We start from the raw sequence: 24,255 nt of genomic DNA on the forward strand, positions 1-24,255 counted from the left end.
CCGCAACGCAAGGAGTCCACGTCAGTGATACCGAGATGGCGTGCGCCCTCAAGGCGCCGAACCGCCCGTGCCGGACGGGTCGCCGCGGTCATGGCGACCGCGCTGACCGCGGCACTCGTCCAGCCGCTCGCCGCCGGGGCGGCCACCCCGCCGGCGCCTCCGTCCGACGCCCGGCTGGCCGCCGAGCCCGCCCGGCACGACGCCACCCGTGAGCAGTTCTACTTCGTCCTGCCGGACCGTTTCGCCGACGGCGACCCGCGCAACGACAAGGGCGGCCTGACCGGTTCGCGCCTGTCGACCGGCTACGACCCCGCTGACAAGGGCTTCTACCAGGGCGGCGACCTCAAGGGCCTGACCAAGAGGCTCGACTACATCAAGGGCCTGGGCACCACCGCCCTCTGGATGGCCCCGATCTTCAAGAACCAGCCCGTACAGGGCACCGGGGCGAACGCGTCGGCGGGCTACCACGGGTATTGGATCACCGACTTCACCCAGGTCGACCCGCACTTCGGCACCAACAAGGATCTCGAGACCCTCATCGACAAGGCCCACGCCAAGGGCATGAAGGTCTTCTTCGACGTCATCACCAACCACACGGCCGACGTCGTCGACTACAAGAAGAAGTCCTACGACTACCTCTCCAAGGGCGCGTTCCCGTACCTGACGAAGGACGGCGTGCCCTTCGACGACGCCGACTACGCGGACGGCCGGCGCGGCTTCCCCGCGGTCGACCGGGACTCCTTCCCGCGCACCCCGGTGGTCACCGGGAGGAACAAGGTGCCGTCGTGGCTCAACGACCCGACGATGTACCACAACCGCGGCGACTCCACCTTCGCCGGTGAGAGCTCCGCCCACGGCGACTTCTCCGGACTCGACGACCTGTGGACCGAGCGGCCCGAGGTCGTCCACGGCATGGAGAGGATCTACCAGCGCTGGGTGCGGGACTTCGACATCGACGGCTTCCGGATCGACACCGTGAAGCACGTCAACATGGAGTTCTGGACGCAGTGGGCCACCGCCCTCGACGCCTACGCCGCCCAGCGGGGCCGGGACGACTTCTTCATGTTCGGTGAGGTCTACTCGGCCGACACGAACGTCACCTCCCCGTACGTCACCCAGGGCCGGCTCGACGCCACCCTCGACTTCCCCTTCCAGGAGGCGGCCCGCCAGTACGCCTCACAGGGCGGCAGCGCCCAGCAGCTCGCCGGTGTCTTCGGTGACGACTACAAGTACACGACCGGCAAGGCCAACGCGTACGAGCAGGTCACCTTCCTCGGCAACCACGACATGGGCCGGATCGGGTTCTTCCTGAACCAGGACAACCCGAAGGCCACCGACGCCGAACTGCTCAAGAAGGACCAGCTCGCCAACGAGCTGATGTTCCTCAGCCGCGGCAACCCCGTCGTCTACTACGGCGACGAGCAGGGCTTCACCGGCTCGGGCGGCGACAAGGACGCCCGGCAGAGCATGTTCGCCTCGCGCACCGCCGACTACCTCGACGACGACCGGATCGGCACCGACCGCACCCACGCCGAGGACGCCTACGACACGAGCGCACCGCTCTACCGCAGGATCAGCGCCCTCGCGGCACTCCGCGAGGCCCACCCGGCCCTCACCGACGGCGTCCAGCAACAGCGGTACGCGGCCGACGGCCCGGGCGTCTACGCCTTCTCCCGCACCGACGCCAGGACCGGCACCGAATACGTCGTCGCCTTCAACAACGCCGGCGAGAAGAAGACCGCGACCTTCCCGACCGGCTCGGCCGGCATGACCTTCAAGGGCATATACGGCACCGACGCCGCCCCGAAGAGCGACGGCGGCAAGAAGCTCACCGTCACCGTCCCGGCCGGCTCGGCGATCGTGCTCAAGGCGGCCGGCCGGCTCGCCCCGCCCGCCACCGAGCCCACCCTCACCCTGAAGGCCCCGGCGGCCGGCGCCACCGGCACGGTCGAGATCACCGCGGACGTCGACGGCGGGCAGCTCAACCGGGTCGTCTTCGCCGCGCAGACCGGCCACGGCAAGTGGCGGGTCCTCGGCTCCGCCGACCACGCCCCGTTCAAGGTCACCCACACGATCGGGAAGGACGTGGCGCCCGGCACCGCCCTGCGCTACAAGGCCGTCGTCGTCGACTCGGCCGGCCGCACCGCGAGCGCCCTCGCCGCCTCCACCACCGGCACTCCGCCCGCCCCCCAGCCGCCCACCGCCTCCTCCCGCGACTACGCGATCGTCCACTACAAGCGCGCCGACGGGGACTACGCCGACTGGGGGCTGTACGCCTGGGGCGACCTGGCCGAGGGCGAGGCCACCGAGTGGCCCGAGAGCCACCCCTTCACCGGCCGTGACGCCTACGGCGCCTTCGCCTGGGTCAAGCTCAAGCCCGGCGCCTCGGACGTCGGCTTCCTCGTCATCGACAAGGACGGCACCAAGGACGTCGCCACCGACCGCACGATCGACGTCACGAAGACCGGCGAGATCTGGATCGAGCAGGGCAAGGACACCGTCACCACCGAGCGGCCCGAGTACCCGGCGCCCGACAAGGGCAAGGCCGTCCTGCACTACCACCGGGCCGACGGGAACTACGACGGCTGGGGCCTGCACGTCTGGACCGGCGCCGCCAACCCCACCGAGTGGTCGAAACCCCTCGAACCGGTCAAGACTGATTCCTATGGCGCAGTCTTCGAGGTACCGCTCACCGACGGAGCCACCAGCCTCAGCTACATCCTGCACAAGGGCGACGAGAAGGACCTGCCCGCCGACCGGTCGCTCGACCTCAAGGCGAACGGCCACGAGGTGTGGCTGGTGAGCGGCCAGGAGAAGCACCTGCTCCCGCAGCCCGCGGGAAGCGCCGCCGCCCTCGACCTGACCACCTCCAAGGCCGTCTGGATCGACCGGCACACCCTCGCCTGGAACGGCTCCGACGCCGCCGCCTCCACCCAGCTGCTGTACTCCCGCGACGGCTCCCTCGCGGTCGAGGACGGCACCCTGACCGGTGACGCGAAGTGGCTGCGCCTGACGAAGAGCGAGCTGACCGACGCCCAGAAGGCGAAGTTCCCGCATCTGAAGGCGTACGACGCCTGGACCGTCGACCCGCGCGACCGCGACCGGGTCCGCGAGGCCCTGCGCGGCCAGGTCGTCGCCGCCCAGCACGCCGCCGACGGAGCCGTTCTCGCGGCGACCGGCGTCCAGATCGCCGGTGTCCTCGACGACCTCTACGACGCGACGAAGGCCGACCTGGGGCCGACGTTCCCCAAGAACCGCCCCACGCTGTCCGTGTGGGCGCCCACCGCGCGACGGGTGTCCCTGGAGATCGGTGACTCCACCGTCCCGATGCGGCGCGACGCCGGCACCGGCGTCTGGTCCGTCACCGGCCCGAAGTCCTGGAAGGGCAAGCCCTACCGGTACGTCGTGACGGTGTGGGCGCCCAGCGTCCGCGAGGTCGTCACCAACAAGGTCACCGACCCCTACTCCCTCGCCCTCACCGCCGACTCCGAGCGGAGCCTCGTCGTCGACCTGGACGACAAGTCGCTCAAGCCCTCCGGCTGGTCGGCGTACACCAAGCCGCAGGCCGTGCCGCTGCGGGACGCCCAGATCCAGGAGCTGCACATCCGCGACTTCTCCGTCGAGGACCGGACGGCGAAGCACCCGGGCACCTACCTCGCCTTCGCCGACAAGGCCGGTGACGGCTCCCGGCACCTGCGCGAGCTGGCGAAGGCGGGCACGTCGTACGTCCACCTGCTGCCCGCCTTCGACATCGCCACCATCCCGGAGAGGAAGTCCGACCAGGCGACGCCCGACTGCGACCTCGCCTCCTACCCGGCCGACTCCGACCGACAGCAGGAGTGCGTCGGGAAGATCGCCGCGAAGGACGCCTACAACTGGGGCTACGACCCGTACCACTACACGGTCCCCGAGGGTTCCTACGCCACCGACCCGGACGGCACGGCCCGCACGGCCGAGTTCCGCAGAATGGTGAAGGCACTCAACGACGACGGGCTGCGGGTCGTCATGGACGTCGTCTACAACCACACCGCCGCCAGTGGCCAGGAGAAGACGAGCGTCCTCGACCGGATCGTCCCCGGCTACTACCAGCGGCTCCTCGCCGACGGCTCGGTCGCGAACAGCACCTGCTGCGCCAACACCGCCACCGAGAACGCCATGATGGGCAAGCTGGTCGTCGACTCGATCGTCACCTGGGCCAAGGAGTACAAGGTCGACGGCTTCCGCTTCGACCTCATGGGCCACCATCCGAAGGCCAACATCCTGGCCGTCAGGAAGGCCCTCGACGCGCTCACCCTCGCCGAGGACGGCGTCGACGGCAAGAAGATCATCCTGTACGGCGAGGGCTGGAACTTCGGCGAGGTGGCCGACGACGCCCGGTTCACGCAGGCCACGCAGAAGAACATGGCCGGGACGGGCGTCGCCACCTTCTCCGACCGTGCCCGTGACGCGGTGCGCGGCGGCGGCCCCTTCGACGAGGACCCCGGCGTCCAGGGCTTCGCGTCCGGCCTGTACACCGAACCCAACTCCTCGAAGAACAACGGCACCCCCGCCGAGCAGAAGGCCCGCCTGCTGCACTACCAGGACCTCATCAAGGTCGGGCTCTCCGGCAACCTCGCCGGGTACCGCTTCACCGACACCGCGGGCCAGGAGGTCACGGGCTCCGAGGTCGACTACAACGGCGCCCCCGCCGGTTACGCCGACGCCCCCGGTGACGCCCTCGCCTACGCCGACGCCCACGACAACGAGTCCCTGTTCGACGCGCTGGCCTTCAAGCTGCCCGCTTCGACGAGCGCGGTCGACCGGGCCCGGATGCAGGTCCTCGCCATGGCGACGGCCACCCTCTCGCAGGGCCCGGCCCTCTCCCAGGCGGGCACCGATTTGCTGCGCTCCAAGTCGCTGGACCGCAACTCCTACGACAGCGGCGACTGGTTCAACGCCGTCCACTGGAGGTGCGAGGACGGCAACGGCTTCGGCCGGGGGCTGCCCATGGCGGCCGACAACAACGACAAGTGGCCGTACGCCAAGCCTCTGCTGAACACGGTCGAGGTGGGCTGCGAGCAGATCGAGGGCACCTCGGCGGCGTACCGCGACCTGCTGCGGATCCGGAGCACCGAGAAGGACTTCTCCCTCGGCACCGCCGAGCAGGTGCAGTCCCGGCTCTCCTTCCCGCTGTCCGGCAAGGACGAGACACCCGGCGTGATCACCATGCGGCTCGGTGACCTCGTCGTCGTCTTCAACGCCACGCCGCAGCGGCGGGAACAGCGGGTCGCCGCGCTCGCCGGGACCGGCTACCGGCTGCACCCGGTGCAGGCGGCGGGGGCGGACTCTACCGTCAAGTCCTCCTCCTACGCGGCGGAATCGGGCACGTTCGCTGTTCCGGGTCGCACGGTCGCCGTCTTCACCCGGACCGCCGGATAGCGCACTACGTTGGGTGGGGCGGGCCGTGACCCACGGTCCGCCCCACCCACACGCCCCGAGGGGCCGCCGACATGAACGCCAGCGGCAGGCAGCACAGCCCCGGCACCACCGTGCTGGTCGTCGACGACGTCGCGGCCAGCCGGTACGCCATGGGCGCGGTGCTGCAACGGGCCGGCCACCGGGTGGTGCCCGTCGCCAGCGGCGACGAGGCGCTCGTCGAACTCGACGCACGGCTGCGCGAGGGCACCCTGCCCGACGTGGCCCTCGTCGACGTGGGCCTGCCCGACATGAGCGGCTTCGAACTGTGCCGCCGGGTCCGGGCCCGACCGCCCATGGCCGCACTGCCCGTCGTCCACTTCTCCGCCGCGGCGACCGCGCCCGGCGACCGGTGCCGGGGACTCGACGCCGGCGGTGACGCGTATCTGACCGTGCCGGCCGAGCCGCTGGAGATCCAGGCCGTCGTCCGGGCCGCCGTACGCGGAGCCCGCCGCGGCACGGGCGCCGAGACCGCAGTCCACCGGCTGACGCTGCTGGCCGAGGCCATCATCGCCGTGCAGGCGGCCCGCTGTCCGCGGGAACTCGCCACCGCCGCCGCCGACGGCACCGCGGCCCTCACCGGCTCGCCCGCCGTGGTGTACGTCATCGACCCGGACGGCGAGTCCCACCGCGGCACCGCCCGGGGCCGCCCCGCGGCGGCCGGCGGCGACGCACACCAGGCGGCGGCACGGCTGGTCACCCGGCTCGCGGAGGGCCGCTCCGGCGTGCACACCAGTGTCGTCCCCGCGCCGCTGTGGCCGGCCGGGATCTTCCGGCCGGGCGTCGAGGAGGACGCCCGCCTGACCGTGGCGAGCGCCCAGAACGGCGGGACCACGGTGTGCCTCGCCACGCCCGTGCGGCGAAAGGTGATCAGCGACCCCGCGGACGACGGGCTGCGCGCCCGCCTCGCCCAGGCCACCGCGCTCGCCGCCGAACCGCTGCTGATGTACCGGGTGGAGCGGCACGTCGCCCTCACCCTCCAGCACAGCTTCCTGCCCCGGCCGCACAAGCTGCCGCACCTGCCGGGCGTCGACATCGTCGTCCGCTACGTGCCCGCCTCCGAGCAGACCGAGATCGGCGGCGACTTCTACGCCGCCCTGCGCACCCGCGACGGGGTGCTCACCGCGGTCGGGGACGTCGTCGGGCACTCGCTGGACGCGGCCACCGTCATGGTCGAGATCCGTCACGCCCTGCGCGCCTACTGCGTCGATGAGAGCGACCCGGTCGTACTGGCCGCCCGCCTCGACCGGATGCTCCAGCGGTACCACCCCGATGTCACGGCCACGGTGTGCCTGGCCCTGGTCGACCCGGGCAGCGGACGGGTCCGGATCGCCAACGCCGGCCACATCCCGCCCCTGATCCTGCGCGACGGGGGCGTCGCCCGGTACGCCGACGCCTGCGGTCCGCTGCTCGGGCTGGGGCTGGAGCGGCCCCCGGCGACCGAGTGCCGTCTGCACCGCACCGACCGCCTGCTCATGGTCACCGACGGCCTCATCGAGACCCGCGGCGTCCCCCTCACGACCTCCATGGACCAGCTCCGCACGGCCGCCGCCGACGCCCCGGCCGGCCTGGACCCCCTGTGCGACGTGCTGCTGGGCTGCTTCGGCCGCGACCGCGAGGACGACATCGCGATGCTGGCCCTGCGGTTGGGGCCTGTCTAAGGGGTCCTTTCACTATGAGCGTCCGATCAGGTCGCGTGGTCTGGTGCCGTGCATCGCAAGGCGCCGGAGCGCCCATGTAGCGGAGCTACCTGGGCGTTTCGGCAACGCGGCGAGGTGCGGTGCCAGGCCGCGCGACCCGGACGGGCATAGTGAAAGGACCCCTAAGGTGAGCCCACTGGCCCAGAACAGGAGTACTGATGCCGCAGATCACCGTCGACTATTCCGCCGACCTCGCGGACGGCTTCGACCGGCGCGGATTCGCCCAAGCGCTGCACGAGGCGACGGTCGAGATCGCGGCCGCCAAGCCACCGGCCTGCAAGAGCCGGTTCCGCCCGACCGAGGACATCGTCGTCGGCCCCGAAGCCGAGGGGCACGCCCATGTGCACATCCACATCGCGCTGCTCGCCGGACGCACCGAGGAGACGAAGGCCCGGCTCACCCAGGCCGCACTGGACCTGCTGCGGACGTATCTGAAGCAGCCCGAGGGGCACGCGCTGCACACCTCCGCCGAGGTTCGTGACCTGGACCCCTCGTACGCGAAGTTCGAGAGCTGAGACGGCTCAGCTCGCCAGTGCGACGAGCCGGCCGGCCAGGTGCGCGAACGGCCCGTCGGCCGGCTCGTCCTTCATGATGGCGCGCAGCAGCTCGGCCATCTCCTCGTCGTAGGCGGCGCTGACGGCGGCGAGGGCGGCGAAGTCATTGACGAGCTGCGGCTCCAGCTCCTCGCGCGGGATGCGCCGGCCGTCCAGCCAGATCAGCGCCGTCGACTCGGCGAGCGAGATCCAGGACCGCACGACCAGTTCGAGGCGCGCGGGCGGATCGGTCACACCCAGGTGCGAAAGGATCTGGACATACGCGGCCTGCCGCACGGAGTCGACGAGCGCGGTGGTCGTCGAGATGGTGCTCATGGAGCAGGCTCCGCCTGCGGAGACCGCCGGGCCGCCGCGCATCAGCGCGGAGAAACCGGGCCCGTGCTCGTCCACGAAGTCGAAGTAGCGGCGCATCACCCGCAGCAGCCGCGCCCCGAGCGGACCCTCGTGCGGCTCCACGAAGCGGGCCGCCAGATCGTCCGAGGCCCGCTGCAACGCCGCCTCGTACAGGCTGAGTTTGCCGGGAAAGTAGTGGTAGACCAGCGGGCGGGAAATGCCCGCGGCCGACGCTATCTCGTCGATGGAGACCTCGTCGGGCGAGCGGCGGCTGAACAGTTCGAGGGCGACGCCGATCAACTGCTGCCGCCGCTCCTCGACTCCCATTCTGCGGCGAACCCCGATCGTCATACGAACACCTTACCGATTGATTCCGGCCTCGAACGGGCCGGATCGATCGCGGAGCTCCACCCGAGGCCCCCGGGTGAGCGCCGGAAGCGCCCGTCAGCGCAGCCCGCTGAGCGAACGCCCGTCCTCCAGGGTCCCCTTGAGCTGAGCCTGCGCTCCCTGCTCGGCCGGCACGGTCAGCAGACTGCTCCGCGCCTCCCCCTCCACTGCGCCCGTCGCCCGGATCGACGCGGTCCCGTGGCCGCCGGCGGCCAGCAGGTACCAGTCGCCGCCCTTCGACTTCCACAGCACCCCGGCCAGCACATGCGGGTCACGGACCCCGCACGCCGGGGCGTTCTCGGCCTTCGCCGCCACCGCCCCGTACGCCCCGCCCGGCGTGTGGAACTGCGCCAGCACCCGTGCCCCGCCGCCCCGCCAGGTCTCGGCCCGGGTGCACACCCACGCCGCCGAACCGCTCGCGTCGGGCAGCGGCTGCTCGTTGAACGCCCAGGCGTTGACGCTCCGCACGCCCGCCGAGCGCGCCGTGCCCAGGGAGCAGGCGAACGGCTGCCAGGTGCGCAGCGCCGCGGCGCCGGACACCTCACCGGGGGAGCCCGGCCGTCCGACGGTGAGCCGCGCCGGAACCAGTTCGCCGAGGTCGGTCAGCAGCCGGGTCCGGGGGCCGTCGGTCACTTGCAGCACATTCCACGAGGTGCAGGGTCCGGACCGCAGAGCCGGACTGGCCAGCGACGCGGTCACCCCGTCGGTGAGCGTGAGGTCCATCGCGCCGGACCCCGGCTTCATCAGGTCCCGCTCGCTCGCCTTCGTCACCCAAGGGGCCGTCAGGTAGCGGACATTGCCGTCGGACCGGCCCAGGACCAGCGCGCCCGCCTCCGCCCGGCCGGCCCCGTCGACCCGGGCGAAGTCGAGGGCGGCGCCCTGGGTGCCCTCCTTCGGCTCGGCGTAGCGGGCGATGCGCAGACCGTCGTAGAGGATCACCACGCGCGCCGCGTCGACCGTCCCCGCGTACAGCAGCTGGGGCGGTCCGGCCGGGCCGCCGGAGAGGGTGCCGGGCGTCACCGACACCTGGACCGTCTCGCCGGGGCGGGCCCACACGGCCAGGGCGCGGCGCAGCAGGGCCTTGTCGCCGGTGCGGTCGCCGCGGGCCGGCCACACGGAGAAGTCGGTGCGCGCCGAGTTGCGCCACACGCCGGACGGGACCCGGGTCAGCTTCGCCGGGTCCAGGGCGGCCTGCGCGGCCGGGTTGCGCGCGTACGGGGGTGCCGCGGCGCCCTCGGGACCCCAGCCCTCACCGGGCAGACCGAGCAGCGCCCCGCACACCAGCAGCGCGGCGCCGCCGGCCAGCGCGGCCCGCAGATGCTGACGGCGGCGCATCAGGTCGGTGGGCCGGGCCTGGAGCGAGCAGGGGTCGAACTCGGGGGAGTCGAGCAGCCCGTACTGGGCGGGAATCCCGTCGGCCTCCAGCACCGCGCCCTCCGGGTCGGCGACGCCCGCGGCGGCGAGGACCTCGCAGACCCCGTCGTCGGTGAGCCGCTCCAGACCGCGCAGCGCGTACGCGGCCCGGGCCGGGCCCGACAGGGTGGACAGCCGCTGGTCCAGGGCGAGTTCGTCCGCGCCGCCGGAGCGCGGGAACAGTTTCAGGCCCCATACGTGCGGCAGCAGCGGCGGCAGCCGGGACCTCTTGGGCCACGCCTTCGCCTTCAGCGGGACCCCCGCCTCCAGTGCCGTGCGCAGCACCTGCAGCCGGATCAGGGCGTAGCCCGGGTCACCGTCCCGCCCGGTGGACTGGGCCGGGATCACCGGGGCCGGTGTGCGGGTGCGGGGGAGCGCCCGCTGGGTGAGGGCGTGCGCGGTCAGGACGCGGCGGCTGCGGCCCGGCCCCGGCGGCAGCGCCAGATAGGCCAGCCGGACGAGCCGCGGGTAGTGCTCGACGAGCGCGGCCTCGGCCTGCTCGACGTCGACGACCGGGCCGGCGGGTGCGGGGGGTGCGGGGGGCTGGGCGACATCCTGTGACTGCACGTTCAGCAGAACGAGCGAATCGTTGGATGGTCACCTGGCCGCAGGAGCGTCACGCCCCCGGGTGCTCCCCGGGCTCCACGAGCAGTCGGGCGTAATGCGCCGTCGACCGCTGGTAGGCCGGCAGATGCGGGGCCAGGGCGCCCAGGGCCAGCGCCAGGGCCTCCCGGTCGCGGCCGAGGCTCGACAGGCACAGGGCAAGGAAGGCGCGTACGGCGTCGTCCAGCTCGTCGGACGGCGCGACCAGCTCGGGCGTCAGCAGGGCCACGCCCTCCTCGGCCCGGCCGACGTTCCGCAGCGAGCTGGCCAGCTGGATCTTCGCCCGGCGGGCCTTGTAGGGGCTCACGTCGGCCAGGCCGAGCCCCAGCGCCTCCCGGTACAGAGGGACCGCCTTGTCGGAGCGGCCGGTGGAGTCCCAGGCGCAGGCCTGCTCGAAGGGGCCGTGCGGGCTGCCCTCCGGCAGCTCGGCGACGAGGGCGTCGACGTCGGAGCGGAAGCGGGCCTCGTCCTCCTCCGTCTCGGCGTAGTCGTCGAAACGGTCCCAGAGGGCGGCCACACGGTCTTCCCAGTCCTGATCCACCCGGACACCCTCGCACACGCGTGCACACCGGGGCAGCGGGATTTTGAGCACGGCGGGCGCCGCAGCCGTATCGAGGGCGAGAGCCTCGTGCCGGGGCTCCGTGCGGCATGCGTCCGGAACGTGCCGTGACAGGGACCGTGCCGGACAAGGACCGGAGGAACAGATGAGGGTGACCCGACCGATGCTGGCGCTGAGCGGCGCGGTGGCGATGCTGGCGCTGACCGGCTGCGGCGGATCCGGCGACAAGGACGAGGCTGCCGTTCCCGAGGCGGTGACCGGCAGCCTGGAGCACATCGCGGCTGAGGCCGACTGCGAGCCGAACATGCAGACCGACGCGGACACCATCCGCCAGGCGCTGTGCAAGAAGGGCAAGGAGAAGTACGTCCTCGCCACCTTCGCCACGGACCGGGGGCAGCGCGAGTGGATCAACACGGCCAAGGACTACGGCGGGTTCTACCTGGTCGGCCGCAAGTGGGTGGCCGTCGGCCACGAGGATGTGCTGCAGACGCTGCGCGGCACGCTGGGCGGCACCGTGGAGGTGGGGCTCAACCACGCGAGTCACGCCCCCGGCGGCGGCAAGAGCGACGAGCCGGCGCACTCCGGGCACGACGACAACTGACCGCGTCGCTTCGGGGGACGTGCGAAAGCCGGCGGTGGGAGATCCCACCGCCGGCTTTTCTAGCGGTCCGTCACTCGCAGTCCTCGCCGCTGTTGATGCACTGCACCACCTGGTTCATCAGGTTCTCGTCCATGACGTTGATGAAGTCGTTGTGGTCGGTGATCGGCTTGTGCAGCTGCTCCGGGAAGCCGTCCACCGCGTACGGGGCCTTCACCTGACCGTTCTCGATGGTCGGGGCCGGCACGTCGTACACCAGGCGGGCCTGGAGCTGCGGGATGGCCTGGAAGCCGTTCGGGCAGCTGCCGTCGGCCTGGACGAACGCCACGTGGTCACGGTGGTTGGCGCTGTCGATGTTCTGTCCGTCCCAGCAGCTCTGGAAGTTGGACGTCCGCACCACCTGGCTGCCCTCGGGGCAGATCACGTACTTGTCCGTCACCTGACGGTCCTCGAAGCCGGTGCAGCTGAACGAGGTGTTGGCGTTCTTGAGACCGTTGGTGAAGGCCTTGGCGTCACCGGTGATGATGCGCAGGAACTTGGGCATGGCGACGACGTCGCTCTTCTTGTTCCCGACGAACTTGAGCTCGGCCTGGCTGGCCTTGAGGATCTTGCCGACGTTGCCCTCGGCGCCACCGCCCAGGTCGCCCGCGTCGAACTCCTGGGTGCCGTCCTGGAGGCGCAGCACGGGCCAGTAGTAGGTGGACTTGTCGCCCTGGTTCTGGCACGAGGTCTGGGCGTTGGCCAGGTCCTCGTCGCTGGAGAAGGCGTCGTTGTCCTGGTTGCCGACGTAGTCGTGCGTGTGGTGCGCGCCGTTGTCGACACCCGGGGCGACGATCAGGTTGTCACTGTTGAACAGGTTGTTCTCGTTGACACCGCACTTCGCGGTGAACGAGCCGGTGGAACCGGAGTCCCCGTTCGCGGCGAGACCGTTCGGCAGGTCGCGGGAGTTGGGCTGGACGTCGTTGATGTTCACGAAGTCGGCGGCCACCGGGCCCGCGGCCCCGTTGCCGTTGTCGCCGACCTGGCCACCGCCCTGGTCCTGACCGCCGCCCTGGTTCTGGTCGCCGCCCTGGTTCTGGTCCTGACCGCCCTGGTTCTGGTCGCCGTTGTTCTGGCCACCACCGTCGCCGTCGTTGGGCTGCGGCTGCTCGGCCCCCATGCCCTGGCACTCGGCGAGCTGTTCGAGGTTGCCCGGGGCGTTGCCACCCACCCGCCGGATGTTGATCCCGATCCGGTCGATGGCGGCGACGCGCTTGGACTTCAGCGGGCCGAGAATCGCGTTGTTGACGAAGCCCGGGTCACCGGCCTGCGCCTGACGCGTGGAGGCGAGCCGGGAGTACGCCTCGGTGATCTGCTTGTCGAGGTTCGCCAGCTCCTTGTCCACCCCCTGGCGAGCGCCGTCCGGCACATCGGTCAGCTTCTGCCCTACGTCCGGGCACTGGATCGTGGCGATCTGCGCGCCCGCGGACTTCGTCTGGTTCGCCGGGTTCTCCTCGTGCGCCGAGGCGTAGAAGTTCGCCCAGATCAGCCCGCCCCCACCGAGCGCTAGGGCCGCCGATGCGGCAACGGCCTTGGTGGCCAGCGGCGTACGGCGTTTTCTTGTGTTGCGTCCCATGGAACTCCTCTGACTTCCTTTTTCGGGGGCATCGAGGCGCCCGACAGGAGTGAAGCGGCGCCCTTCCATACGCAGGCCGTCCCACGGGTGTTCAGGGGTCCCGGAAATTGATGCGAGATTCGTGCGGACTCCGTGTGCTCAACAGCCTCCGGAGCACCGGGAGTTGCCGGTCACCCACAGGGGGTGAGGAGACCGGTCCGGTTTCACCGGCCGTGGTCGAGCGTGGTCGGGATGCGCGACAACCGCCGGCGCGCGGCGGTTGTCGTCGTCCGGGACCTCCACCGCCCGTCGCCGTTCTTCGTGTCCGTGTCATGGCGCGGTCTCGCCGAGCGGGCGGGCGCGGTCACGGGGCCGGGCACCGGCCGGGGGGTGGTGCTGGGGTGCTGGGTACACCCCGGATGGGGCGTTCAGGCACCGACGCCGGACGCCAGCACCTTCGCCTCCACCTGCGGGTCCAGGCCCGGGCGAGGCCGGTCCGGGCGCTGGGGCACCACGCCCCCGAGGTCCCGGAGCCAGTGCCAGGTGTCCGCCACGGTCTCCTCGACGGGCCGGCAGACCAGGCCGGCCCCGACCGCCCGGGAGACGTCCGCCCGGTGCAGGGCGTCGTGCAGGTCACTGCCCGGCGGCACCCACACCGGCAGCTCGGTCCACGGCTCGATGCCCGCCTCCAGGATCACCCGGGGCTCGGTCCAGCGCAGTTCGGCGGCGCCGCCGGTGACCCGCGCGCAGGTGTCGAGCAGCGTGCCCATGGTGGCGTGCCCCTGCGGAGCGACCAGGTTGTACGGCCCGCTCAGCTCCCGTTCGGCCGCGTGCAGGATCCACCCGGCCAGGTCGCGGACGTCCACGTACTGCAGCGGCAGGTCGCGCGGGCCCGGCGCCAGTACGGGGCCGCCGCGCGCCGTCCGGCCCAGCCACCAGGGCAGCCGGCCGATGTTCTCGTACGGGCCGAGGATCAGCCCGGACCGCACGAGCACCGACCGGTCCGCGCCGAAGGCGTCCAGCACGGCGAGCTCGCCGCCCCGCTTGTCCTGCGGGTAGGCGGTCTGCTCCGCGTCGGCCGACGCGCCCTCCACCAGGGGCGCGTCCTCGTCGTATCCGGCGGGCGGCGCCCACGCGTACACCGAGCAGCTCGACACGTACACGTAGCGGCCGGCGCGGCCCCGCAGCAGCCGCGCCGCGTCCCGCACCGCGCGGGGCGCCGCCGACCAGGTGTCGACGACGAGGTCCCACTCACCCGGGTCGTCGGCGAGGGCGGCCAGACCGCCGGGAACGGTGCGGTCGCCCAGCAGCGACCGCACGCCCGGCGGTGCTTCGTGCCGCCCCCGGTGGAATACGGTCACCTCCCAACCCCGCGCCGGCGCCGCCTCCACGACGGCCCGCCCCACGAACTCCGTACCGCCCAGCATCAAAAGCCTCATGCCGGTGACTCTGCCCCGTGGGGCGGGGGGACGGAACGGGGATCTGCTGTCGGCAGACGCGGTGGGGGCATCCCCACGCCCCCAGCCCGGCACGCCCCACCGACCACGCGAGGGGGCGCCCACCGTGAACGGTGGGCGCCCCCTCGGGAGCCGTGCTGTGCGGAGGTCAGACCTGGCCGGCCTTCTCCAGCGCGGAGCAGCAGGTGTCGACGATCAGACGCGTCACCACGTACGGGTCGACGTTGGCGTTCGGGCGGCGGTCCTCGATGTAGCCCTTGCCGTCCTTCTCGACCTGCCACGGGATGCGGACCGAGGCGCCGCGGTTGGAGACACCGTAGGAGTACTCGTTCCACGGGGCGGTCTCGTGCAGACCGGTCAGGCGGTCGTCGATGCCGGCGCCGTAGTTCTTGACGTGGTCGAGGGGCTTGGAGCCCTCGCCGAGCGACTCGCACGCGGTGATGATCGCGTCGTAGCCCTCGCGCATCGCCTTGGTGGAGAAGTTGGTGTGCGCACCGGCGCCGTTCCAGTCGCCCTTGACCGGCTTGGGGTCGAGGGTGGCGGCGACGTCGAAGTCCTCGGCGGTGCGGTAGAGCAGCCAGCGGGCCACCCACAGCTGGTCGGAGACCTCCAGCGGGGACAGCGGGCCGACCTGGAACTCCCACTGGCCGGGCATCACCTCGGCGTTGATGCCGGACAGGCCGAGGCCCGCCTTCAGGCAGTTGTCGAGGTGGGCCTCGACGACGTCACGGCCGAAGATCTCGTCCGCGCCGACACCGCAGTAGTAGCCGCCCTGGGGGGCCGGGAAGCCGCCCTTGGGGAAGCCGAGCGGGTAGCCGTCCTTGAAGAACGTGTACTCCTGCTCGATGCCGAAGATCGGCTCCTGGGCCGCGAACCTCTCCGCCACCTCGGCCAGCGCGGCACGGGTGTTGGTGGGGTGCGGGGTGAGGTCGATGTTCAGCACCTCGCACAGGACGAGTACGTCGTCGCCGCCGCGGATCGGGTCCGGGCAGGTGAAGACCGGCTTCAGCACGCAGTCCGAGGCGTGGCCCTCGGCCTGGTTGGTGGAGGACCCGTCGAAGCCCCAGATCGGCAGCGCGTCGAGACCGGCGGGGGAACCCGCGATGATCTTGGTCTTGGAACGCAGTTTGGCCGTCGGCTCGGTGCCGTCGATCCAGATGTACTCAGCCTTGAAGGTCACGGGCCACATCCTTCGGGGGTGTGTCTGGGCGCGTATCGCGGGTGCTGCGGCGCTGCGGCACCGATGCGCCGCGTCTGCTGCCCGGCAGCCTGGCAACAGGCGATTTCCCGGCCATTGCTCGGATGTGAACCCCGTGTTACCTGGTCTCGCTGTGCCGCACCTCACGCCGGGAGGGCGCTGTGCCGTGACGGCGCGGGTCCCCGGCTCCCCTCCGTCGAGCCGGGGACCCGCGCCGCGCGGCCCGGACGCGCCGGTCCCGCCACCCCTGGCCGGGGGCGGCAGGACCGGTGACACGTACGAGGAGGGCGGCCGAGGGGGTGGCCGCCGCCTCATCGGTTCAGTCGGTCGTACGGCCTCACCCCACCTTCTCGATCAGGGCCCGGCGGATCAGGAACTTGCCGGGCTCACGGACCTGTTCGAAAGCCGCGTCGTTGAGCAGCGCACAGCTGCCGGAGACCGAAGTGACCTCCACCGTCGTGGACTTGTTGTTGTCCAGGTTGGTGACCTTCAGCTTCGTGCCGGCCGGGAACTGGTTGCTGGACGCGGCGGGCGCGCCGCCCTCACCGGAGAGCGTGACGGTCGAGCCGTTGCACACCTGCTGCCCGGAGGCCGCGGCACCGCCGGGGTCTGCCGCGGGGGCGGAGGCGGCGGGCTGCGACGGCTGGGCCGACGCCGCGGGGGGCTGTGCCGGCTGCGCGGGCTGCGACGGCTGTGCGGTCTGGGAGTCCTGAGCCGATTCCCCGACGGCGCACCCCGACGCCTCCTGCTTCCGCTTGATCTCCGCGACGACCGCCTCGCGGTTGGCGATCCGCGCCTCGGACTGCGCGTCGGGCTTGGCCCGCTGGTCCGCGATGAACTTCTGGTTGTTGCCGAGGGCGGTGGCGAGGCCGAGGCAGACCGTCGACTCCGACGCCGACTTGGGGGTCGGCGCGGCGTTCGACGTGCTCGCCATGACGAAGGCCCCGCCTCCCGCCACCGTCGCCGCGCTCACCAGCAGCGCGATCTTCTTCTTCGTGCCGAGAGTTCTCCTGCGCGACATGCGCGCCTCCTGAAGAGGTAGGGGAGCGTACGCCGCTATGTACGAGATACCGAACGGGGTTGCTCAGGGGTTGCAGGAGTCGCTCAAGTGACCTGCGCCACACCGGGCCTGGTGGCCGGTCAGCGCGACAGGGCGTCCCGCACGGCCTCGTCGCTCCGGCCGACCACGGCCGTGCCGTCGTCCGCGGTGATGATCGGGCGCTGGATCAGCTTCGGGTGCTCGGCGAGCGCCGTGATCCAGCGGTCGCGCGAACCGGCGTCCCGCGGCCACTCCTTGAGCCCGAGTTCCTTGGCGTCCGCCTCCTGGGTGCGGGTAATGTCCCAGGGTTCGAGCCCGAGGCGCTCCAGCACGCCGCGGATCTCGTCCTCGCTCGGCACGTCCTCCAGGTAGCGGCGGACGGTGTAGTCGGCGCCCTCGGCGTCGAGCAGCGTCAGTGCGCTGCGGCACTTCGAACACGCGGGATTGATCCAGATCTCCATGTGCACACGGTACGCGCCGACCGCTCTTGTTCGATTTCCTGGAGCCCCTCCCGTACCTCGCGATTCAGCCGTGACGTGTCGCCAATTCCCACTCTCACCTGGGCATTTGTCGGTTACTGCGGACTGCCTGTTGTCAGTGCCGGGCGGTAGACTGTAAGCAGTGTTCGAGGGTGGCGCCGGGGATGCCGACGTCTTCGGTGAGCCGCCCGACCGCGACAGGAGGATGCCTGTGCCCGCTGCCGCCCTGAAGCCGAAGCCGTCGCCCACCCAGTCCACCGCGAAGCGCCCCGTCCTGCTCGACCTGCCCTACGTGCCCGTGGAGAAGCGGCCGCTGCCGCCGGGCCGGCCCCGCGAGTGGTACGTGTCGCACAACCGCCGCCTGAAGGCGATGCGCCTCGCCATCGCCCTGCTCGACTCGGGCGTCTACCTGCCGAACCAGGCCCGTGACGAGACGATCCGCGACACGGCGGAACTGATCGGCGTCCACCCGCCGTCGGCCACGACGTGCCACATGGTGCGGGCGTTCATGCGCTACTCCCGCTGACCCGTCCGTTCCGGTGCGAGCGCCGGATGCCCCGGACGGCGGGGTGCCCGGCGCTCGCTCACGCCGCCCGGCCGGGTGCCGCGAACACCGGCGGGTTCAGGCGGGCGAAGCCCTCCTGCCGCTCGTAGGGGAAGCAGGGGTAGGGTGCCGGGCGGTGACTCACCGCGTCGAGCTTCGCCACCTGCTCGGGGGTGAGGCTCCAGCCGACGGCGCCGAGGTTCTGGCGCAGCTGCCGCTCGTCCCGGGCGCCGATCAGGACGGATGAGGGGCGACGCCCCGTCCGGCGGCGCGGCGCGAGCCGGGCCCGCCGCTCCGCCACGCCGATGTACCGCTGCCCACCCATGACGGCCTCCACTCCTCACGCCCGGATCCCACTGCATCAGCGCGGACGCCACCGGCCGGCACCCCGTCGCGCCCCTCAGGCGTATCGCTCCAGCAGCCCCGCCACATACGCCACCAGCCGCGCGCCCAGCACCTCCGGCGTCAGATCGGTCCGGCCCAGTTCCCGCCAGGGGCGCGCCAGCTTCGGCGCGTCGGGGACGTAGGCCAGGGCGTCGAGCAGCCGCCAGTCCCGTAGTGCCGGACGAGATCGGCCACCGTCTGGCCGCTCATGCTGAACCCGACCAGGATCAGCGGCCCGTCCCCGCGCACGTGCGCGTCGATGACGGAAACGGCCTGCTCGAAGCGGCGGCGCAGGCTCAGCTCCCGCAGCAGGCCGGTGCTCTCCCCGTGCCCCGAGAAGTCGAAGGCGAGAGCATGGCAGCCGTGTGCGGCGAACTCCGTCAGCAGCGGCACCAGCCGCTCCTTGCCGCCGCGGCCGGCGCCGTGCAGCAGGACGGCCGTGGCCCGGGCACGCTCACCGGCACCGGTGGACAGACCGCTGAGTCGTTCGCCGCCGATGGTGTGGGTGAAAGGGACCAGCTCACTCATACGGCCATTCACTCACGCGGCCACGGCCCGCGAGGGGCGTTCACAGTCCGGGAGCTCCCCACACCGGGAACCAGCGGCTCAGATCCTGCTCGATGCGCAGATCGCCGGCGAGCGCGGACCGCACCTGGAGTTCGAGTGCGTTGTCGCGCCGCTGAGTCCCGTCCGGCAGAGGCGCGAACGGGTAGAACGTACCGCGCTTGTAGAGGTAGACCAGCGCGAGCCGCCGGCCGGAGAGGTTCTCGAACCCGGCGAGGGAGCACAGCAGCTGCGGGCCGAACCCGTTGGCCTCCAGCTGGCTGTTCACGGCGTGCAGATCGTTCACCAGCGCGGAGAGCCGGTCCGGGGCGCGGCGCGAGACCAGCCAGGAGTAGCCGTAGTCGTCCTGCTTCAGTTCCACCGGCGAGCCGTCCCGGTCGGCGTCGGCGTCCAGCAGGGCCCGCACCTCGCGGTGGGACTCCTCGAACGCCGCGCCCTCGACCGTGGCGAAGCAGACCGCGCCCCGCCCGGTCGGTGTGAAGCCCGCGGCGGCCTCCAGCGTCACGGCGGCCGAGGGCAGCGCGAAGAGCCGGTCGAGATCCGCGACGACCGGTTTCGTCCGGCCGAGCAGGATGTCCAGCAGCCCCATGCTCCGCTCACGCTCCTCCGGGTGCCGCCTCGCCGAGTTCGACGGAGATCCGGCCCAGTTCTGCGAGCCGCTGCTCCAGGCTCGGGTGGGTCGAGAAGTACCGCGCGATGCCGGGCTCGCGGCCCAGCGCCGGCGTGAAGTAGAAGGCGTTGAAGGCCTGGGCGGTGCGCAGGTCCTTGGTGGGGATGCGGGCGATGTCGCCGGAGACCTTGGTGAGCGCGGAGGCCAGCGCCGAGGGCCGTCCGGTGAGCTGGGCGGCCGCCCGGTCCGCGGCCAGTTCCCGGTACCGGGACAGGGCCCGGATCAGCAGGAAGCTGATCGCGTACACGGCCGCCGACACGCCCATCACCGCGGCGAAGACGGCAGCGGTGTTCTGGTCCCTCCGGCCCGAGCCGAACAGCTGCGAGTAGAAGGCGAACCGCACGATCAGCCCCGCGAGCACACCGAGGAACGACGCGACGGTGATCACCGCGACGTCCTTGTGCGCCACGTGCGACAACTCGTGCGCGAGCACGCCCTCCAGCTCGGCCGGCTCCAGCCGACGCAGCAGCCCGGTCGTCACGCACACCACCGCGTGGTCCGGGTTCCGCCCGGTCGCGAACGCGTTCGGCATGTCCATACCCGACACGGCGACGATCGGCTTGGGCATGTCGGCCAGGGCACACAGCCGGTCGATCACGGCGTGCAGCTCGGGATACTCCTCCCGCTCCACGACCCGCCCGCGCATGGCGTACAGCGCGATCCGGTCCGAGAACCAGTACTGCGCGCCGAGCAGCGCCACCGCGATCACCACGACCAGCACCCACGACTTCAGCAGCACGATCAACGCGGCGACGAACCCCACGTACAACAGTCCGAGCAGGAACAGCGTGACCCCCATACGGGTGGTCAACCGCCGGTCGCTCCGGAAGCGGCTGTGCATCTGCATCACCCCGCAGCTCACGCACTCGTCCCACCACCAGTGTGCACCCGGCCCTCCCCATGAACGGGTCGCGATCGGCCCCAGGACCGGCAAACCCGTCAGCCGTGCCGGGCCACCGCGTACCCGGGCACGGACGGCCACCGCACCGTCAGCACGACCGACTCCTCCTCCGCGACCCACGAGTGATCGACGCCGCGCCCCCACACGACGTAGTCGCCCTGCCGCTCCAGGAGCACACTGCGACCGGGAAGCTCCACGCGGAAACGCCCGCTGACGAGCACCAGCAGCGCGGTGCGTGCCTCCCCACGCACCCACTCCGCCCGTTCGTCCCCCCGAGGATGAACCCCCCACTTGATCTCCACGGCCTCACTGTGCCGCGGATCCCCGACGTCCTTGAAATGCCCGAGGAGCCATCCCCGGTCCAGCGCGGCATCCTTGCCGGCGTTGCCCACGTACACGCTGTCACTCACACCGGCGGACGCTAGTGCCGCAGCAGGCAACGTTCGCCCCGTCGCGACGCCCGGCACGCACTCTCGCCGCACCGGGCGCAAGCCCAAGTACACCCAGTACGAGGGCTTGCACCCGGCACGCCGAGAGCACGCACCGGACGCCGCTCTTGACGGGCAAACGTTGCCTGCCGCGGCACTAGCAACCTCCGGGCCCGCCCGGGAGCCGCACGACCCGGCCCCGCGCCTGTGCCAGCCGGTGCGCGGCGATCCGCACATGCCGGGGCCGCTCCGGCGCGAGGCGCTCCGTCAGCCACGCCTCGGGCAGCAGGGCCGCGGACGGCAGGAGAGCGGCCGTGACCTCGCGTACGACGCCCGGCGCGGGGTCGTCGAGAAGCGGCCGCAGGTCCTCCACGACCGTCACGTCCAGTGTCCGCAGGCCCGCCACCGCCCGGGCCCGTACCGCCGGCACGCCGTGGGTGAGCAACGGCCGCAGCAACCCGGCGTCGCCCCGCTCCCCGCACTCCGCCAGGCCGATGACCGCGCCGGGCGGCAGCGCCGGGTCTGCCGCCGCGCATCGCTGCCGGTACCAGGGCAGGGGATCCGTCCCGTGCTGCCGTACGACGTACCGCGCACAGGCCCGCACCAGGGCCGACCGGTCGGCCAGGAACTCCAGCGCCCGCCCGGGTCGCCCGGCCCGCCGCAGGGCCGTGACCCCGGCGGACCGGGCCCGCGGGTTGCGGGCGGCGAGCAGCGGTTCGAGTACGTCGTCGCAGTAGCCGTCCTCGCGCACGGAGGCCAGGGCCGCCCCGGCGCACAGGTCCTGGACGACGACGTCGTCGTCCCGGGCGGCGGCACGAGCGAGCCGGACGGGGGAGAGCAGTGACTCCTCGGCGGCCAGCCGGTACGCGAATCGTCGTACGGCGCGCTCCGGGTGGAGGAGCAGGGAGGAGAGCGCCGTGTGCGGTGCCCGGCGGAGTATCGCGCCGAGCAGTTCGACGCCGTACGCTCCCCGCTCGCGGCGGCCGACGCGCAGGATCAGGGGCGCGAGCGCGACGCCGGTGCGTACGTCCAGGCCCGCCCGCAGCAGTTCCCGGGCCCCCTCACGCACCGGCGCGGCCCAGTCCGCGGCGCGCACGACCATCAGCGGCAGCAGGGCGGGGCGGTCCGCGATCCGGGCGAGCGCCGCTTCACGGGTCCGGCCGTCCGGGTGGCAGAGCGCCACGGCGAGCCGGGCCTCGACCGAGCCCGCGGAGACGGGCTGCGGACACCACCGGGACGACCGGAACAGCCGGCGCACGTCTCCCGGCCGCCAGGGCGACGCGGTCGCCCCGTCCAGCCCTTCCACCCATGCCCGGTCCGGCAGATTCCCGCCCCCGTACCGGCCCCACGCCCGCACGCCCGCGTCCAGCCCGGTCCAGGCGGCCGGATCGGCGACGTCGAGCACCTCGCCGAGAGGCGTCCCCCGGGCCAGCCGCGCAGCGGCCGCTTCTCCGCCGCGGATGTCCTCGTTCATGTCCGCCACCCCCGCTCCACCTGCTGTTTCGGGGGATCGTAGGGCCTGCGACCGCGGCCGGCGCGCGACGTGGCGCCGGGCGCGCCCTGCTACGGCGCCCTGAAATCGAGGTACCCCAGCAGCAGGATCACCGCCGCCACGCAGCCCAGCACCACGGCGGTCGAGAGCCAGGGGGAGCGGTGGCGGGACGAGACGTTCTCCGGTTCGGGGCGGAACGGCACGGGTCCGGGCGGGTTTTCCTTCCAGCGCGCGGCGAGCATACGAGCCCTGGCGGAGGGCTCCTTGTGCTCGGCCCGGTCCGCCCATGTGAGGTCGAACTCGCGCTCCTGGTCGTCCTGTTCGTGCTGGGACATGCCTGCTCCACCCCCCGTCCGGTCCTGACCCAAGAATAGAACATACGCCCGCGCCCCCGCTGTCGGAAAGGACAGCGGGGGCGCGGGCGTCATGCCTCGATCAGGCGTCGATCACACGTCGAAGTAGAGCTCGAACTCGTGCGGGTGCGGACGCAGCTGCAGCGGCGCGATCTCGTTCGCGCGCTTGAAGTCGATCCACGTCTCGATCAGGTCCGGGGTGAACACGTCGCCCTGGAGCAGGAACTCGTGGTCGGCCTCCAGGCGGTCCAGGACCGCGCCGAGGGAGGTCGGGACCTGCGCGACGTTCGCGTGCTCCTCGGGAGCCAGCTCGTACAGGTCCTTGTCGATCGGCTCGGCCGGCTCGATCTTGTTCTTGATGCCGTCGAGGCCCGCCAGCAGCAGCGCCGAGAAGGCCAGGTACGGGTTGCCGGAGGCGTCGGGCGCGCGGAACTCCACGCGCTTGGCCTTCGGGTTCGAGCCCGTGATCGGGATACGCATCGCGGCGGAGCGGTTGCGCTGCGAGTACACCAGGTTCACCGGAGCCTCGAAGCCCGGCACCAGGCGGTGGTACGAGTTCACCGTCGGGTTGGTGAAGGCCAGCAGCGACGGGGCGTGCTTGAGGATGCCGCCGATGTAGTAGCGGGCGGTGTCCGACAGGCCCGCGTAACCGGCCTCGTCGTAGAAGAGCGGCTGGCCGCCGGTCCACAGCGACTGGTGGACGTGCATGCCCGAGCCGTTGTCACCGAAGATCGGCTTCGGCATGAAGGTCGCGGTCTTGCCGTTGCGCCAGGCCACGTTCTTCACGATGTACTTGAAGAGCTGCAGGTCGTCGGCCGCGGCGAGCAGCGTGTTGAACTTGTAGTTGATCTCGGCCTGGCCGGCGGTGCCCACCTCGTGGTGCTGGCGCTCGACCTGCAGGCCGGCCCGGTTCAGCTCCAGGGAGATCTCGGCGCGCAGGTCGGCGAAGTGGTCGACGGGCGGGACCGGGAAGTAGCCGCCCTTGTAGCGGACCTTGTAACCACGGTTGTCCTCCAGGGCGCCGGTGTTCCAGGCGCCGGCCTCGGAGTCGATGTGGTAGAAGGACTCGTTCGCGCTGGTCGCGAAGCGGACGGAGTCGAAGACGTAGAACTCGGCCTCGGGACCGAAGTACGCGGTGTCGGCGATACCGGTCGAGGCGAGGTAGGCCTCGGCCTTCTTCGCCACGTTGCGCGGGTCACGGGAGTACTGCTCGCCCGTGATCGGGTCGTGGATGAAGAAGTTGATGTTCAGCGTCTTGTCACGGCGGAACGGGTCGACCCGGGCGGTCGTGAGGTCCGCGCGCAGCGCCATGTCGGACTCGTGAATGGCCTGGAAACCCCGGATCGAGGAGCCGTCGAAGGCCAGCTCCTCGTCGGCGTCGAACGCCTCCGCAGGCACCGTGAAGTGCTGCATCACGCCCGGGAGGTCGCAGAAGCGGACGTCGATGAACTTGACGTCCTCGTCCGCGATGAACTTCTTGGCCTCGTCGGCGTTCTGGAACATCCAGCTCCTCCTACTCCCGACCGTCCCGCCGGGGTGGTAGTTCGTTCG

The 24,255-nt window shown here is 71.8% G+C and carries 20 protein-coding genes and 1 pseudogene; 5 read left to right on the forward strand and 16 right to left on the reverse strand.

Annotation, left to right across the window (positions count from 1 at the left end; translation table 11 throughout):
- Positions 1–24: 24 nt before the first annotated feature.
- The 3 genes from pulA to ABTX62_RS11060 all read left to right on the forward strand — a co-directional run bounded on the left by pulA (position 25) and on the right by ABTX62_RS11060 (position 7,669).
- A complete protein-coding gene (gene pulA, locus ABTX62_RS11050; RefSeq protein WP_352115881.1) occupies positions 25–5,418 on the forward strand; it encodes a pullulanase-type alpha-1,6-glucosidase in 5,394 nt (1,797 codons plus the stop codon).
- A gap of 71 nt (positions 5,419–5,489) precedes the next feature.
- Positions 5,490–7,115 (forward strand): SpoIIE family protein phosphatase, encoded by a 1,626-nt coding sequence (locus ABTX62_RS11055; protein ID WP_352115882.1) that lies wholly within the window; start codon positions 5,490–5,492, stop codon positions 7,113–7,115.
- A gap of 197 nt (positions 7,116–7,312) precedes the next feature.
- Complete coding sequence (locus ABTX62_RS11060) at positions 7,313–7,669, forward strand: 5-carboxymethyl-2-hydroxymuconate Delta-isomerase (RefSeq protein WP_352115883.1); 357 nt, start codon at positions 7,313–7,315, stop codon at positions 7,667–7,669.
- A gap of 6 nt (positions 7,670–7,675) precedes the next feature.
- Here the strand turns inward: ABTX62_RS11060 and ABTX62_RS11065 are convergent, their stop codons facing one another.
- The 3 genes from ABTX62_RS11065 to ABTX62_RS11075 all read right to left on the reverse strand — a co-directional run bounded on the left by ABTX62_RS11065 (position 7,676) and on the right by ABTX62_RS11075 (position 10,985).
- Positions 7,676–8,392 carry a TetR/AcrR family transcriptional regulator gene (locus ABTX62_RS11065; RefSeq protein WP_352115884.1) on the reverse strand — a complete coding sequence of 239 codons (717 nt, stop codon included), beginning with the start codon at positions 8,390–8,392 and terminating at the stop codon, positions 7,676–7,678.
- Positions 8,393–8,485: 93 nt separating this feature from the next.
- Positions 8,486–10,408 carry a hypothetical protein gene (locus tag ABTX62_RS11070; protein ID WP_352115885.1) on the reverse strand — a complete coding sequence of 641 codons (1,923 nt, stop codon included), beginning with the start codon at positions 10,406–10,408 and terminating at the stop codon, positions 8,486–8,488.
- A gap of 49 nt (positions 10,409–10,457) precedes the next feature.
- A complete protein-coding gene (locus ABTX62_RS11075; RefSeq protein WP_352115886.1) occupies positions 10,458–10,985 on the reverse strand; it encodes a tetratricopeptide repeat protein in 528 nt (175 codons plus the stop codon).
- Positions 10,986–11,148: 163 nt separating this feature from the next.
- On the opposite strand from ABTX62_RS11075, the gene ABTX62_RS11080 reads away from it, so the two are divergent.
- On the forward strand, positions 11,149–11,604 hold the full coding sequence (locus ABTX62_RS11080) for a hypothetical protein (protein ID WP_352115887.1): 456 nt from the start codon (positions 11,149–11,151) through the stop codon (positions 11,602–11,604).
- A 70-nt stretch (positions 11,605–11,674) separates the two neighbouring features.
- Here ABTX62_RS11080 and ABTX62_RS11085 read toward each other — a convergent pair whose 3' ends face one another.
- The 5 genes from ABTX62_RS11085 to ABTX62_RS11105 form a co-directional block, all read right to left on the reverse strand.
- Positions 11,675–13,216, reverse strand: a complete 1,542-nt coding sequence (locus ABTX62_RS11085; RefSeq protein WP_352115888.1) for a DUF1996 domain-containing protein — start codon at positions 13,214–13,216, stop codon at positions 11,675–11,677.
- 407 nt (positions 13,217–13,623) lie between these two features.
- Positions 13,624–14,634, reverse strand: coding sequence for an NAD-dependent epimerase/dehydratase family protein (locus ABTX62_RS11090; RefSeq protein ID WP_352115889.1), 1,011 nt, complete (start codon positions 14,632–14,634; stop codon positions 13,624–13,626).
- A 166-nt stretch (positions 14,635–14,800) separates the two neighbouring features.
- On the reverse strand, positions 14,801–15,832 hold the full coding sequence (glnII, locus tag ABTX62_RS11095) for a glutamine synthetase (RefSeq protein ID WP_352115890.1): 1,032 nt from the start codon (positions 15,830–15,832) through the stop codon (positions 14,801–14,803).
- A 355-nt stretch (positions 15,833–16,187) separates the two neighbouring features.
- On the reverse strand, positions 16,188–16,871 hold the full coding sequence (locus tag ABTX62_RS11100) for an SCO2207 family protein (protein WP_352115891.1): 684 nt from the start codon (positions 16,869–16,871) through the stop codon (positions 16,188–16,190).
- Between the two features lie 119 nt (positions 16,872–16,990).
- The gene (locus ABTX62_RS11105) at positions 16,991–17,350 is read right to left on the reverse strand and encodes an arsenate reductase family protein (protein ID WP_352115892.1); all 360 of its coding nucleotides are present in this window, start codon (positions 17,348–17,350) and stop codon (positions 16,991–16,993) included.
- A gap of 229 nt (positions 17,351–17,579) precedes the next feature.
- On the opposite strand from ABTX62_RS11105, the gene ABTX62_RS11110 reads away from it, so the two are divergent.
- Positions 17,580–17,894 (forward strand): hypothetical protein, encoded by a 315-nt coding sequence (locus ABTX62_RS11110; RefSeq protein WP_352115893.1) that lies wholly within the window; start codon positions 17,580–17,582, stop codon positions 17,892–17,894.
- A gap of 58 nt (positions 17,895–17,952) precedes the next feature.
- Here the strand turns inward: ABTX62_RS11110 and ABTX62_RS11115 are convergent.
- From ABTX62_RS11115 to glnA, 8 genes and pseudogenes are all read right to left on the reverse strand, one after another.
- Positions 17,953–18,165: pseudogene (locus ABTX62_RS11115) on the reverse strand (aldo/keto reductase); the annotation flags it as partial.
- 212 nt (positions 18,166–18,377) lie between these two features.
- Positions 18,378–18,824 carry an alpha/beta hydrolase gene (locus ABTX62_RS11120; RefSeq protein ID WP_502997936.1) on the reverse strand — a complete coding sequence of 149 codons (447 nt, stop codon included), beginning with the start codon at positions 18,822–18,824 and terminating at the stop codon, positions 18,378–18,380.
- A gap of 40 nt (positions 18,825–18,864) precedes the next feature.
- Complete coding sequence (gene pspAB, locus ABTX62_RS11125) at positions 18,865–19,449, reverse strand: PspA-associated protein PspAB (RefSeq protein WP_352115894.1); 585 nt, start codon at positions 19,447–19,449, stop codon at positions 18,865–18,867.
- 7 nt (positions 19,450–19,456) lie between these two features.
- Entirely contained in the window at positions 19,457–20,371 is a 915-nt protein-coding gene (gene htpX, locus ABTX62_RS11130; protein WP_352115895.1) for a zinc metalloprotease HtpX, read from the reverse strand.
- Between the two features lie 98 nt (positions 20,372–20,469).
- Positions 20,470–20,841: a cupin domain-containing protein gene (locus ABTX62_RS11135; RefSeq protein ID WP_283969561.1), complete on the reverse strand. Its 372-nt coding sequence runs from the start codon at positions 20,839–20,841 to the stop codon at positions 20,470–20,472.
- Between the two features lie 175 nt (positions 20,842–21,016).
- Entirely contained in the window at positions 21,017–22,333 is a 1,317-nt protein-coding gene (locus ABTX62_RS11140; RefSeq protein ID WP_352115896.1) for an amino acid adenylation domain-containing protein, read from the reverse strand.
- An 89-nt stretch (positions 22,334–22,422) separates the two neighbouring features.
- Positions 22,423–22,686, reverse strand: a complete 264-nt coding sequence (locus ABTX62_RS11145) for an SCO2583/SCO2584 N-terminal domain-containing protein (RefSeq protein ID WP_352115897.1) — start codon at positions 22,684–22,686, stop codon at positions 22,423–22,425.
- A 111-nt stretch (positions 22,687–22,797) separates the two neighbouring features.
- A complete protein-coding gene (gene glnA, locus ABTX62_RS11150; RefSeq protein WP_283969564.1) occupies positions 22,798–24,207 on the reverse strand; it encodes a type I glutamate--ammonia ligase in 1,410 nt (469 codons plus the stop codon).
- Positions 24,208–24,255 lie beyond the last annotated feature (48 nt).

The sequence above is a fragment of the Streptomyces sp. NPDC096046 genome (assembly GCF_040303285.1).
GTDB lineage: Bacteria > Actinomycetota > Actinomycetes > Streptomycetales > Streptomycetaceae > Streptomyces.